Source organism: Paucilactobacillus nenjiangensis, from assembly GCF_008632615.1.
Taxonomy (GTDB): domain Bacteria; phylum Bacillota; class Bacilli; order Lactobacillales; family Lactobacillaceae; genus Paucilactobacillus; species Paucilactobacillus nenjiangensis.
This window is the reverse complement of sequence record NZ_CP043939.1, coordinates 1055204-1068239: the sequence shown is the minus strand read 5'-3', so window position 1 is coordinate 1068239 and position 13036 is coordinate 1055204. Positions and strand designations below refer to the sequence as shown.

The 13036-nt window shown below is 38.4% G+C and carries 13 protein-coding genes; 1 reads left to right on the top strand and 12 read right to left on the bottom strand.

Annotated features, from left to right (window positions below; all coding sequences use genetic code 11):
* The 6 genes from rsmB to gmk all read right to left on the bottom strand — a co-directional run bounded on the left by rsmB (position 1) and on the right by gmk (position 6865).
* Positions 1-1353 (bottom strand): 16S rRNA (cytosine(967)-C(5))-methyltransferase RsmB, encoded by a 1353-nt coding sequence (gene rsmB / locus F0161_RS05485; RefSeq protein WP_150203952.1) that lies wholly within the window; start codon positions 1351-1353, stop codon positions 1-3.
* Positions 1346-2293: a methionyl-tRNA formyltransferase gene (gene fmt / locus F0161_RS05480; protein ID WP_150203951.1), complete on the bottom strand. Its 948-nt coding sequence runs from the start codon at positions 2291-2293 to the stop codon at positions 1346-1348. The genes rsmB and fmt overlap by 8 nt, the downstream gene beginning before the upstream one ends.
* Positions 2294-2306: 13 nt before the next feature.
* Positions 2307-4724, bottom strand: a complete 2418-nt coding sequence (gene priA / locus F0161_RS05475; RefSeq protein ID WP_150203950.1) for a primosomal protein N' — start codon at positions 4722-4724, stop codon at positions 2307-2309.
* An 8-nt stretch (positions 4725-4732) separates the two neighbouring features.
* Positions 4733-5923 (bottom strand): bifunctional phosphopantothenoylcysteine decarboxylase/phosphopantothenate--cysteine ligase CoaBC, encoded by a 1191-nt coding sequence (coaBC, locus tag F0161_RS05470; RefSeq protein WP_150203949.1) that lies wholly within the window; start codon positions 5921-5923, stop codon positions 4733-4735.
* Between the two features lie 124 nt (positions 5924-6047).
* Positions 6048-6248: a DNA-directed RNA polymerase subunit omega gene (gene rpoZ, locus F0161_RS05465; RefSeq protein WP_137601960.1), complete on the bottom strand. Its 201-nt coding sequence runs from the start codon at positions 6246-6248 to the stop codon at positions 6048-6050.
* Positions 6248-6865, bottom strand: coding sequence for a guanylate kinase (gene gmk / locus F0161_RS05460; protein WP_137601961.1), 618 nt, complete (start codon positions 6863-6865; stop codon positions 6248-6250). Before gmk ends, rpoZ begins: the two co-directional genes overlap by 1 nt.
* 187 nt (positions 6866-7052) lie before the next feature.
* On the opposite strand from gmk, the gene F0161_RS05455 reads away from it, so the two are divergent.
* A complete protein-coding gene (locus tag F0161_RS05455; RefSeq protein ID WP_137601962.1) occupies positions 7053-7385 on the top strand; it encodes a hypothetical protein in 333 nt (110 codons plus the stop codon).
* A gap of 56 nt (positions 7386-7441) precedes the next feature.
* On the opposite strand, the gene F0161_RS05450 is transcribed toward F0161_RS05455, so the two are convergent.
* From F0161_RS05450 to F0161_RS05425, 6 genes are read right to left on the bottom strand one after another with little or no spacing between them, the layout of a single operon-like run.
* Positions 7442-8101: an ABC transporter permease gene (locus tag F0161_RS05450; protein ID WP_150203948.1), complete on the bottom strand. Its 660-nt coding sequence runs from the start codon at positions 8099-8101 to the stop codon at positions 7442-7444.
* Entirely contained in the window at positions 8101-9027 is a 927-nt protein-coding gene (locus F0161_RS05445; RefSeq protein ID WP_150203947.1) for an osmoprotectant ABC transporter substrate-binding protein, read from the bottom strand. The genes F0161_RS05450 and F0161_RS05445 overlap by 1 nt, the downstream gene beginning before the upstream one ends.
* Before the next feature lie 13 nt (positions 9028-9040).
* Positions 9041-9670 carry an ABC transporter permease gene (locus F0161_RS05440; protein ID WP_137601965.1) on the bottom strand — a complete coding sequence of 210 codons (630 nt, stop codon included), beginning with the start codon at positions 9668-9670 and terminating at the stop codon, positions 9041-9043.
* Positions 9663-10841, bottom strand: coding sequence for a betaine/proline/choline family ABC transporter ATP-binding protein (locus F0161_RS05435; protein WP_150203946.1), 1179 nt, complete (start codon positions 10839-10841; stop codon positions 9663-9665). The genes F0161_RS05440 and F0161_RS05435 overlap by 8 nt, the downstream gene beginning before the upstream one ends.
* A 43-nt stretch (positions 10842-10884) precedes the next feature.
* Positions 10885-12561: a DNA repair protein RecN gene (recN, locus tag F0161_RS05430; RefSeq protein WP_150203945.1), complete on the bottom strand. Its 1677-nt coding sequence runs from the start codon at positions 12559-12561 to the stop codon at positions 10885-10887.
* 19 nt (positions 12562-12580) lie between these two features.
* Positions 12581-13036, bottom strand: a complete 456-nt coding sequence (locus F0161_RS05425) for an arginine repressor (RefSeq protein WP_137601968.1) — start codon at positions 13034-13036, stop codon at positions 12581-12583.

Below are 13036 nucleotides of genomic sequence, written 5' to 3'. Positions count from 1 at the left end.
TCACATCGTCCGACGCAATGAACTGACAAAGAATCCATCTGAACCATAGTCACTTGGTAAAATCGTCAATGTATCAGATTGACGGTCATCTTTTAGATTTAAATTTGTCTGAGTTCTTTCTAACGTAAATTCTGGATGGTTAGCTAAGAATTGATTCACCACATCGTCATTTTCTTGTCGCAAAATTGTACAAGTACTGTAAGTGATTATACCGTTTTTTTTGATTTTTGGGGCAACCGCCGCCAATATTTCTAATTGAATTTTTTGTAAATTATAACTATCGCTTAATCGTTTTTCATATCGAATTTCTGGTTTACGGCGAATTAAGCCAAATCCACTACATGGAGCATCAATTAAAATTGCGTCAAAACTTTCATCAGTGAACTTTTCATCAACTTTGCGCGCATCTAAATCAATTGCTTTAACCACATCATTCACAGCCAATCTCTTAGCGTTTGACTCGATTAGTTTGATTTTATGTTGATGGATGTCTAGCGCGGTGACTTTCCCACCAGCATCTGCATCAAGTTCAGCGGCAATTTGGACGGTTTTTCCGCCTGGAGCTGCGCAGGCATCTAAAACTCTAAATGATGGTTGTAAATGCATATTTTCGACCGCTAACATGGAACTTTCATCTTGAATGGTAATTTCACCATTTTTAAATGCCTCAGTATTCGCAATCACTCCATGTTCTAAGACCAAGGCATTTTCCGCTACTTGGCTATCCCGAAAATCTAAATCTGCTTCATAGAGTTGTCGTGAAACTTCTTCTTTATCCGTTAGGCGAGTATTAATTCTTAATGATTGATTAGCTGGTTGATTCAATGATTGGACAATCTCAATCATTTTTTCAGTACCATATTGATTAATTAATTCGGTAATGAGCCATTCTGGCACACTGTATTCAATACTTGCCCGCGTCGTCTCAGAAGCAATTTGATTAAAATCGGTCAAGCCTTCACGTAAAATGCGATGCAATATGGCCGTCACAAATTTACGAATTCCTTCATGGCCTCGTTGTTTTGCCAGTTTGATTGATTCATCAGTCACGGCCCAATCTGGAACTTTGTCCAAATAATGATACTGATAAATTGCCATCATTAACAATGCTTTAACCCAATCATCAATTTTCTTTCCCTTAGTGAAAGGTTCCAGCCAATATTCAAGTGTTAAACGGTGTTGAATAACGCCATAGACTAAGTTAGTCAGCAATCGACGATCATTATCGGCCAGATTATTTTTTTCAATCACTTGATTTAATTGCAAATTCGAATAAGCACCCGAAGTTAAGACTTTTTCGAGTGATTCGAGTGCAAGATAGCGCGCGGTTTTCTTTTGAGATGAATTAGTCATTAGTAATTAATTGTTCTCCTTCAGATAAATCGTGATGACCGTTCAAATAATCGACGATGGTCATCAAAGGCTTGCCAGCGGGTTTTAATTGATTAATTTTAAAAGTAGTCCCTTGCCCAGCTGCAATCACGAGTTCTTTTTTTGTTAGTCGCACAACTTGACCAGGTTTTAAATCAGTCGTTTCGGTTAACGGGGTCACATCAATAATTTTAGTCACCAATTGATCAACAATCATGTTACTAATTGGAAATGGTCGCATCCCCCGGACTTGGTTGTCGATTTGTTCGGCAGTTTTGTTAATATCAATGCATTCTTCTTCAGTCGAAATATTTGGCGAAAATGTAACTAATTCGTCATCTTGGGGAACAGCTTGATTAGTTCCATCCAATAGGCTTGGTAACGTTTCTAATAACAAGTCGCGACCTAAAATACTTAATTTATCAAACATGCTACCGGTGTCATCAGTTTTTTCAATATCGATGGCCCGTTGTGCTAGCATATCACCCGCATCCATTTTCTTTTCCATATAGATAATGGAAACACCGGTTTGTTGATCACCATTAATAATTGAATAATGGACTGGTGCTCCCCCACGATATTTAGGCAATAAGGATGCATGGACGTTGACTGCCGCTAACTTCGCTGCCTCCAATAATTTGGTTGGTAAAAATTGGCCAAAGGCAGCTGTGACAATTAAGTCGGGTTGCAAATCAATTACCCGCTGCATTTCTGGACTATGATTAATTTTTTCTGGCTGCAGTACTTCAACACCATGTTTAACTGCCGCTTGCTTGACTGGCGGTGCAGTTAATACATGTTTGCGCCCTACTTTGCGGTCTGGTTGTGTAACCACCGCCAAGACATCATAGTGATGTTCAATTAAGCTTTCTAGAATTGGTACTGAAAATTGAGGTGTTCCCATGAATACGATTGAGGTCATTTAAGTCATCCTTTTAAATAAAATTTTGAGGTTCCGGATCAATTGAAATTTGAACACCATGTCGGCTTTGTTTTTGAATTTGATCCATCATTTGCGTTAATAATTGGTGTAACCGTGTATCTTGTTTATATTTGATTACTAATTGATAGTAATATTTACGGTTCATTCTGGCAATTGACTTGGGAGTTGGTCCTAAGACGATGCTATTTTTATCCAAGTTTGGTTTTAAAAACTGAGCAATGTTCATAATAGCTTTAGCTGCCTGAGCTTCTTCTTCATGGCTAACCGAAATTTGTAACGTATAAAAGTATGGAGGATATTTACCACGATGGCGAATATTCATTTCCATTTGAAAAAAATGCTCATAATCGTGATGCTGCGCTAGTTTGATGGCGTAGTGATCTGGATTAAATGTTTGGACGATTACCGAACCAGTTTTATCTGCTCGACCAGCACGGCCACTGACTTGAGTGAGCAATTGGAACGTTCGTTCACTTGATCTGAAGTCAGGTAATCCTAAGGCCGTATCGCCGTTTAAAACCCCCACTAAGGTTACATTCGGAAAATCCAACCCTTTGGCAATCATCTGGGTACCAATTAAAATATCGGCTTCTTGATTACCAAACGAATTCAGCAACTTTTCGTGCATGCCTTTGCGACGGGTAGTATCGACATCCATTCTCAAAATCTTAGCGTCTGGAATAATCGCTTGTAATTCTTCTTGGACTTTTTGTGTTCCAGTGCCATAATATCTAATCTTGTGGCTCTGACAATTAGGACAAATTTTTGGAATAGGTTCCTCGTGTCCGCAATAATGGCACTTCATCGTGTGCGTATCCATATGCAGAGTCAGTGAGATATCACAATTGGGACACTGCAAAACAAACCCACAGTCCCGACACATGATAAATGATGAGTACCCTCGGCGATTAAGCATCAAAATACTTTGTTCGCCCCGACTCATTCGTATCTGAATTTCGTCCAATAGTTCCGTGGAAAAATTACTTTCCGCATGTTTCCGTAATTCTTGACGCATATCGACGACTTGAACCGCTGGTAGTGGCTGTTGATTAATCCGTTCCGGAAGTAACAAATGCTGATAGACACCTTTTTGTGCCCTAGCGCGTGATTCCAAGCTCGGGGTGGCACTACCTAACACCACCGTAGCTCCATAATAATCACTGCGCCATTTGGCAACGTTTCTTGCATGATAACGTGGGGTTTCGTCTTGTTTATAGCTCGACTCATGTTCCTCGTCCATGATAATTAAACCGATGTTTTCTAGTGGCGCAAAGACTGCTGAACGTGCACCGACAACAACTTTGGCTTCTCCACGTTCAATCCGGCGCCATTCGTCATAACGTTCGCCATTTGATAAGCCACTATGTAACACCGCCACTAAATCACCAAACCGACTTTTAACTCGCGTGACCATCTGGGGGGTTAGTGAAATTTCTGGTACCAACATTAAGGCCGTTTGATTGTTGGCCAATGTTTCAGCAATTGATCGTAAATAAACTTCTGTTTTGCCACTTCCAGTCACACCCTGAAGTAAAAATGTTTGTGGGTCAGTAGATTGAATTGAATCACAAATCGCATCAACTGCCGTTTGTTGGTCTGCCGTTAATTCTGGAATGGGCTTCTTTGCATCATTTAATAAGGCTTTTGGGGTTCGAAAGGTTTCTATCTGAATTTTTTCGAGCCAACCTTTTTTCTCACCAGTCGAAAAAATAGCATTGGATAAGCCGGTTTGCTCGCGCGCTTCACTTAATTTAATTTCAGAGCCTATCATACTTTGTAAGTACGACAATAACTCACTTTGCGCCTTCGCAGTTTTTCGTAGCGAAGTACGTTCTTCTTCAAGCCGTTCGAAACTAAGGAGCGGCTTAATACCAGTGGCAAATTTTGATTTAGCTTGGTCAGTTAGCGAATAAACTACTTCAATTTGTTGGTTTCGTTTCAACTTGAGTAAACGACTAACAATTTCATCAGGCATATTTTCTGGTTCAAAGTCAATTTCATCTTGACCATGAAATAATTCAAATAAATCTGTCTCGTCAAGTTCATCAATAATTTTCAAACGCCGATGAGTCTTCGTTTTCATGACATTTGGCAACATGGTATGCATACATGAAATTCTGAAGGCATAACAAGAGTCTGCTAACCATTGAGACATTGTTAGCAGTTCTTGATTTAAAACTGGATTCAAATCTAATATTGAAATGATTGACTTTAGTTCGCCGTCATAAGCGGTTTGATCGTCCAGCCCCACAACAAAACCTTGTACTTGTCGACTACCATTACCAAATGGGACGACTACACGCATTCCCGTTTGAATTTGATGTTCCAGTTGTTCGGGAACTTGATAAGTATAAGGACGATTTGTTTGCATGGTTGGGACATCAACAATAATTTGTGCGATTTCCGCCATTTAATCACCTAGTTAATTTTGGTTGCAATAAGTTTTATTAAGTGTGCTGCTAATTCATTTTTAGTCATTTTTGGTAATTGTTTTGGATCTTGATCACGTTCTAATAACGTCACTTGGTTGTCGTCACTGGCAAAGCCAATACCTGGAGTAGCCACGTTATTTGCAATAATCAAATCGGCATTTTTTTTGATTAATTTTTTTTGTGCGTTGGCTAATAATCCTTGTGTTTCAGCTGCAAAGCCAACCACCAATTGGTCTTTTTTTGTCGCACCAACAGTTTTTAAAATATCTGGAGTCTTTTTAAGCTTTAACAAAAATTCATCATTATCAGCGGATTTTTTAATTTTTTGAGTGGCTACGGTTTCCGGCTCAAAATCAGCCACTGCGGCCGCCATAATCAAAATATCCGTTTGAGTAAATTCATTTGATATTGTCTTGAACAAATCATTAGTTGATTCAATGTGTATTATTTTAATTTGGGGATGCGTTGGTAATAGCACTGTAATTTGCCCAACGACCAACGTAACCTCTGCACCGGCATTAGCTGCCTCATTGGCAAGTGCAATGCCCATTTTACCAGATGAACGGTTACCAATAAAACGAACTGGATCAATTTGCTCGCGCGTACCACCCGCGCTGATTAATACCTTTTTATCTTTCAAAATTGGTTTGGTGGCCTGCGTCACAAAGGCAAAAATGTCATTGACTTCTGGCATCCGTCCGGTACCTGAATAACCTTCTGCTAAACGCCCGCTAACTGGTGGCATCACTTCATAGCCATCTCTAATTAATTGGGTAATATTGCGTTTAACCGCGGGATTACTCCACATGTGATTGTTCATGGCAGGAACGATGACTTTACGTGCTGCAGTGGCTGTTAAAGTGGTTGTGACTGCATCGTCGGCAATTCCATTAGCTAATTTACCAATGACATTCGCAGTTGCTGGAGCGATTACGGCTAAGTCTGTCCAGTCAGCCAATTCAATATGGGCAATTTTATCAGCATTTTCTTCAGACCATAAACTCGTTAATGTAGGGTATTTGGTCAACGCACTGAAAGTAGTTGCTGTCACAAATTTTTCAGCCGCATCTGTCATGGCTACTCGGACTACATCACCATGTTTTTGAAATTCACGCACTAAGGACACAATTTTATAAGTAGCGATTCCGCCAGTAACATGAATTGCAACATTTGCCATTTTAAATTCCCCCTCAGGTTTCTCTTCTAAAATTATACCATTACAAGCTCTATCAACCAACGAAACCAATTGAAAATAAAAAGACCGCAACAAATTGCGATCTAAAATGGAAATTTTGGATTAATTATTCTTTGTCAATCGTAACTTCGCCGGCTTCGATTTCTTCAAGAGCGCGACCAACTGACTTGTCTGAATTATAGCTACTTAGTAATTCGCTTCCTGGATTAGCTTCTAATTCATGAGCACGTTTACTAGCAAGCATAATTAAAGAGTAACGTGAATCAACTTTGTTTAATAGGTTATCTACAGATGGATATAAAATCATTAGTTATTCTCCCCTAACATTCCGATATAATCAGGCATTACTCGTGTAACGCGTAAACGTTCACTACGAATGACATCTTTTATCTTTTCAACAGCATTTGCGACAACATCATTGACGACAGCATAATCATAATTTTGCATCATCTTAATCTCACCAACAGCCTTGGCAATACGTTTGTTGATTACATCCATATCGTCAGTACCGCGAGAAATTAAACGTTGCTTTAATTCGATTAAATCTGGTGGTGTTAAAAATACAAACACACCATCTGGACATTTAGCCCGAACCTGCATAGCGCCATTAACTTCAATTTCTAGAAAAACATCTTTTCCGGAGTTCAAAGTCTCTTCAACATAGTCTAACGGTGTTCCGTAGTAATTGTCAACATACTTGGCATATTCCAACATTCCACCATTTTGAATTCGTTTTTCAAATTCTTCAGTAGAAACAAAGAAATAATCAACTCCATCGACCTCACCAGGGCGAGGCTTTCGAGTAGTCATTGAGATTGAATATTGAAAGTCATTTGTTTTTTGATCAAAAATTGCTTTACGTACCGTTCCCTTACCAACACCAGAAGGTCCAGATAAAACAATTAACATGCCGCGCTTTGCCATATGCTGAAAATGCTCCTTACCTTTTTAATGATACCTTTCATTTTGCACTAAATTAGCTGTTTTATCAAGCATTTTTCATTATTCAAAGCACCAAGTTATTAAGAAAAAATTAAGGCACTTGCAAATTCGAACATTTGTTCGTATACTATATTTATTGATAGCAAACGTATGTTCGGAGGAGAGAAAAATGCAAAATTATTATCAAAAGCCAATTCAACGGGTTAGTACTGAATTTAAGGAAAGATTTGATGATTTCTTTTTAGCAAATGCTCGTAAAACTGATGCTCCTGTCAGCAGTCCAGCAATGCCTGATTTCCAAAAACAATTGTTTATTGATAAAGCAATTGCTAATAACTCTCCAATTACAATTGAGATGATTCCTTTTAATGTAAGTGAATCAACCTCGTTTGCAACTGGTCAACTTTCAAAAATATCGAAGAGTAGATTTCTTTTAAAAAGTTCTAAGTCAGTCAGTTTCTTTATCGATTTCAACCAAATTAAATTTATTACTTTAAAATAGTGCATTCAAAAAGAGAAATTCCAAATCAAATTGGAATTTCTCTTTTTTATTGTAATTTAATTGCTATGTTTCGATGGATCAAGTCGTTTTTCTAAAAATCCTAAGATTCCATCTGAAATGATAGCCATCAGTGCTGTTGGTAAAGCTCCGGCGAGGATAATTGCCCCACCATCAGTCGCATTGGTACCACGAATAATAATGTCACCTAATCCTCCAGAACCCACGAAGGAACCAATTGCCGTAATTCCAATTGCAATCACTAACGCGTTCCTAATCCCCGCCATAATTACTGACATAGATAATGGAAGTTCAATAAAACGTAATCGCTGAAAGACAGTCATTCCTATTCCTTTACCAGCATCTAAAACGTCTTCATTCACATTTTGCATACCTGTGTACGTATTTTTTATAATTGGTAGTAACGAATATAAGAACACCGTCACAATTACTGTATTAACCCCTAATCCTAATCCTAGCATGATGATAGACAGCATCGCTAGTGAAGGAACAGTTTGAATCACATTGGCAATCCCAATTACAACGTTACTTAACTTTCTAGAACGAGAAATCCAAATTCCAATGGGCACACCGATGATGGCGGCCATTAAGACACCATAAATTGAAATTAAGAAATGGCGGCTAAATTGCTGTAAGACATACATACCATTGTTAGAGAAGTATTCGACTAATTGTTGACCTAAATTCATACCCTTCATTAGTTGCTACCCCCTTCAAAGTAATTATGTGCCTTCAAGAAATTCCTAGCGACAACGCTAGGTTCTTGTAATTCATCGTCAGCTTTATAATTCAATTTTTGCATGGTTGAAACTGAAATTTTACCGCTTAGTTTGGATAAGACTTTAATTAATTCCGGATGTTCTTTTAAGACCTTATTAGTAGCGACTGGATAAGCATAATAAGGTGGGAAGAAGTGTTGATCATCTTTTAAAATTTTCAAATTATAACTGCTAATTCGTCCATCAGTCGAATAACCAAGTACGGCATCCATTTTACCAGCAGACACGGCATCATAAACTAACCCAATCTGCATTGGCAAAGCCTTACCAAAGGCAAATCCATACTTCTTTTGGAAAGCAGGATAACCATCACCACTACGTTTCATCCAGGTCTGATCAAGTCCAACGCTTAATTGTGAGGCGTTATTTTTCATGTCAGAAACGGTATTTAAATTGTATTTTTGAGCCGTTTTTTGCGTTACCATCCAAGCATACGTATCCGCAAATCCATATGTTGGCAGGTAAGTGAAATGATATTTCTTTTGGAATGCTTTCTTGACCGTTGCACTATCTTTGGCAGGATCACCACTACTGGTTTTACCAAGAATTGTCGTTAAATCAGTCCCATCATAACGGGCGGCAGACATGTCCGCGTCGCCATTTTTCATAGCTTCCAAAGTAACATTTGATGACCCAAGATTACTAATAACCGTAACTTTTAAATCAGTATAATGTTCAATCATTTGTTGATCGATAGAGGCTAAGATTTGTTGTTCAGTGGTATTGATGGCAGCAATTCGAATTGTATCATCTGAAGATGAATTTAACCCTGGAAAGCCACAACCAGACAAAAGAAGCATTAAAATTCCTAAAACTGTGATAATTGCTAATCTTCGTTTTTTCATAGTTACGACCCTCCTACGCTCTGATTGATTTCGGAGTTAACAAATACTCAATTTTGCCGAGTATATAATCCGTAATCAATGCCAAAATAATAACAGGAATCGAACCACCTAAAATTAGGTCACTACGATAAAGATTTAACCCATTAAAAATGAAATCACCAAGTCCACCTGCACCAATGTATGAAGCAAGCGTAGCCCATGCAATCACAAAAGTAGCTGACAATCTAATTCCAGACATAATAACTGGAGCGGCAAGTTTCAACTCCACTTGCATAATCGATTGCATATTACTCATGCCAATTCCTTTAGCCGCATCTAAGACACTTGGATCTACATTATTTAACCCAATATACGTATTGCGTAAAATTGGCAATAATGAGTAAATAAACAACGCTACAATTGCAGGAAAACTACCAATCCCAAAAATTGGAATCATCAAGGCTAATAGCGCCATTGATGGAATGGTTTGAAGGACACTGGCTAATCCGATAACAAAACCAGCAAGCTTTTTCGCCCGTGTTAATCCGACTGCGACTGGTACAGCAACAATAATCCCTAATCCTAACGACACAAACGATAAATAGATATGTTGCCAAATTTTAACTAGTAACTCGGCTCCATTGGTTTGAAAGAAACTAATCATCCACGTTCGCCTCCTTGTTTCCAATTTGAGTCTGATCATTCGCATCCTCATCTTGGCTCCAAAGAGCGTTATAAACCATATCAACTAAAGTAGCGCGGGTAACAATTCCAACAAGTTGATACTCTTTGTTAACAACTGGGACGTTTTTATATCCCATTTTTAAAATCCGGTTCACCGTATCACGAACAACTGAATTTTCGAATACATAAAATACCTTATCATCCATAATGTCGCCAACCGTTTTGCCAGAATTAAATTCATCATTCAAGGTTTCAATATCTACCACCCCGCGCAGTACGCGATTAGCATCGGTGACCAGCAAAGTATCAACTCGGCTTTTGTGCATGGTTTCTAGAGCGGTTGGTAGTGATTGATCTTGCGTAATATAGATTGGTGACTTCAACATGATTTGTCCAACTGGCGTGACACTTGGACGTGCTTGAATCAAACGTTCTTCACCAATCAAGTTGGTTACAAATTCATTGGCTGGATGTTTGAGAATATTTTCTGGTGAATCAATCTGCATGACATCACCGGCATCCATAATGACCACTTTGGTAGCAAGTCGAAGGGCTTCATCCATATCATGAGTGACGAAAATGAAAGTTTTACCCAAGCGTTGTTGCAAATCTTGAACTAAATCTTGTAATGATTCACGCGTAATTGGATCAAGTGCTCCGAATGGTTCATCCATCAAAATAATATCTTGATCCGCTGCAAATGCACGCACCACGCCAATTCTTTGTTGCTGGCCACCTGATAATTCGGATGGATAACGATCTAAAAATTCTTCGGGTAATTGGGCTAATTTGATCAGTTCAATTGCCTTAGCATCTCGTTTTTCCTGTGACCATTTCAACAATTTAGGCACTAACGTAATATTTTCACGAATTGTCATATGGGGCATCAGGCCTATGTTTTGAATAACGTAACCTAATTTACGGCGTAATTTAACTGGATCTAACTTGCTAGTATCCTCACCATTAATCAGCACTGTACCAGAGGTTGGCATCAGCATCCGATTGATCATTCTTAGTACCGTGGTTTTACCTGAGCCTGACGTTCCAATAAAGCAGACAAATTCACCTGCTTCTATGTCAAGGGTGACGTCATTGACGGCCACCTTATGTCCAGGATATTCTTTGCGTAAATGTTCGAGTGAAAGTAGCATATAAATCCTCCTATGAAAACTCATCGTATCAACGGTGGTTAAATTATTTGGCCATGTTCAATAACTCCTTAGCATGTTCGACGGTCAGTTGTGTGACCTCAGCGCCAGCCAGCATACGGGCAAGTTCATCAACCCTAGATTTTTCATCAAGTTCATCAACTGATGTAATCGTTCGGTCATCATGAACTTCCTTAGAAATCAATAAATGATGTTGCGCCATTGCCGCAACCTGCGGCAAATGGGTAATACAAAGTACTTGAGACTGATCAGCGATGACCCTAATTTTTTCTGCAATCGCTTGCGCAACTCGCCCGCTCACACCTGTATCAACTTCATCAAAGATAATACTGGTTACTCCTTGTGAACGTGCAAAAATAGTTTTCAACGCTAACATCACACGGGACAATTCTCCACCAGAAGCAATTTTTGCCAACGGTCCCATTTCTTCCCCAGGATTGGTTTGAATGTAAAATTCAACTTGATCAATCCCACTGGGATAAAATGTGTTTGGTTGATGATCCATGAATTTAATTTCAAAAACTGCTTTATCCATGTACAAATCATCTAATTGCTTCTTGATTTCTTTTTCAATTGTCTTCGCGGCTTTTTGACGATTCTTACTTAATTTTCCACCTAGCTTGGTTAATTTGGCAATTAATTTATCGAGTTGGGTTTCAAGTTCATCCCCTGTGACGTTATTTTCAGTCATTGAATCTAACTCAGTGGAAATCTTATCATAGTACGCTAAAATCTCTGTTACCGAGCCGCCATACTTACGTTCTAGGTCAGCAATTAAATTTAACCGTTGTTCGATTTCGTTCAAACGGCCCTCGTCAAATGATAAGTTATCTAATTGTCGACTCGCTTCATTGGCTGCATCTTGTAAATTAAAATAAGCCTCTGAAACACTTTCATTAAGCTTAGCATACTCATCATCAAATGTACTGATTTCTTCTAATGATTCCATTGAAGCAGCAATTGCATCTAATGAAGAACCATTCTCATCGCCAGATAACGCCCCTTGAACAATTTGCAAGGCGTTATTAATTTGTTGAAAATGGTTGAGTCGTTCTTGTTCAGTTTGTAAATCTACATCTTCGTTTTCAATCAAATCAGCATTTTTAATTTCATTAACTTGAAACTCCAACATGTCTAAACGTTGTGCCCATTGTTGTTGGTTAGCTTGCTTTTGATTAATTTTTCGTTGGGTCGATTGATATAATTCATATGTTTCTTGATATTGACTTAATAAATTATCATCTTTATTGGCAAATTCATCTAGCAAACCTAAATGTTGTTCTGGTTGCATTAATAGTTGATGATCATTTTGGCCTTCAATGTCAACTAAACGTGAGCCAATCCGTTTTAAAGATGTTGTATTCATTAAAGTCCCATTAACTCGAATGACATTACGGCCATTGCGGTTAATTTCTCTTTGAACAACTAAAATGCGATCAGGAGCTTCAACCCCTAATTCATTTAAGACGTCATCTAATTCGATTTGACTCGCTACTTTAAACTGGCCTTGAATTTTTAAGGTATTGGTTCCCTTACGAATTAATTCTTGAGATCCTCGGCCACCTACTAGTAATCCAACTGCATCAATAATAATTGATTTACCAGCTCCAGTTTCACCAGTAAGAACAGTCATTTGGTCACTAAAATTTAATGAGAGATGGTCGATTATTGCTAAATTATCAATTGTTAATTCTTGAAGCATACGACTACTCCTTTCAACTCTAGTCAGCTAATAAATTAGTCATTTTGTTCATAAATTCATGGGTGGCTGCTTTAGTCTTACAAATTGATAGGACTGTCGCATCGTCCCCAATGGTCGCAAAGAGACTCTCATCATTCGTTTGAGAAATCAGAGTAGCTAGTGCTGGACCATTACCCGGATGCACATTGATTACAACCATATTGTCTTGGGCATTCATCGAAATAAACGCATCTCTTAATGTTCTGCGCATTTTCTTTTCGCTATCCATCTGTTTCTTTGGTGGGAAACTATAGTGATAACCGCCACCCGCAGTTGGAACTTTGACTAATTGCATTTCTTTAATATCACGTGAAATGGTAGCTTGCGTGACTTCGATATGTTTTTGAGCCAATAATCGCACAAAATCGTCTTGTCTTTCAATATTAGTGTTATTAATCAATTGACGTAAATGTGATTGCCTTTCAACTTTTCGCAT

Coding starts and splice junctions, on each gene's coding strand:
- rsmB (WP_150203952.1), bottom strand. CDS start 1,353: ATGACTAATTCATCTCAAAAGAAAACCGCGCGCTATCTTGCACTCGAA.
- F0161_RS05450 (WP_150203948.1), bottom strand. CDS start 8,101: ATGAAGGGTATGAATTTAGGTCAACAATTAGTCGAATACTTCTCTAAC.
- recN (WP_150203945.1), bottom strand. CDS start 12,561: ATGCTTCAAGAATTAACAATTGATAATTTAGCAATAATCGACCATCTC.
- F0161_RS05435 (WP_150203946.1), bottom strand. CDS start 10,841: ATGCTACTTTCACTCGAACATTTACGCAAAGAATATCCTGGACATAAG.
- F0161_RS05425 (WP_137601968.1), bottom strand. CDS start 13,036: ATGCGAAAAGTTGAAAGGCAATCACATTTACGTCAATTGATTAATAAC.
- gmk (WP_137601961.1), bottom strand. CDS start 6,865: ATGGCAAAGCGCGGCATGTTAATTGTTTTATCTGGACCTTCTGGTGTT.
- priA (WP_150203950.1), bottom strand. CDS start 4,724: ATGGCGGAAATCGCACAAATTATTGTTGATGTCCCAACCATGCAAACA.
- rpoZ (WP_137601960.1), bottom strand. CDS start 6,248: ATGATTTTATATCCATCTGTAGATAACCTATTAAACAAAGTTGATTCA.
- F0161_RS05445 (WP_150203947.1), bottom strand. CDS start 9,027: ATGAAAAAACGAAGATTAGCAATTATCACAGTTTTAGGAATTTTAATG.
- coaBC (WP_150203949.1), bottom strand. CDS start 5,923: ATGGCAAATGTTGCAATTCATGTTACTGGCGGAATCGCTACTTATAAA.
- fmt (WP_150203951.1), bottom strand. CDS start 2,293: ATGACCTCAATCGTATTCATGGGAACACCTCAATTTTCAGTACCAATT.
- F0161_RS05455 (WP_137601962.1), top strand. CDS start 7,053: ATGCAAAATTATTATCAAAAGCCAATTCAACGGGTTAGTACTGAATTT.
- F0161_RS05440 (WP_137601965.1), bottom strand. CDS start 9,670: ATGATTAGTTTCTTTCAAACCAATGGAGCCGAGTTACTAGTTAAAATT.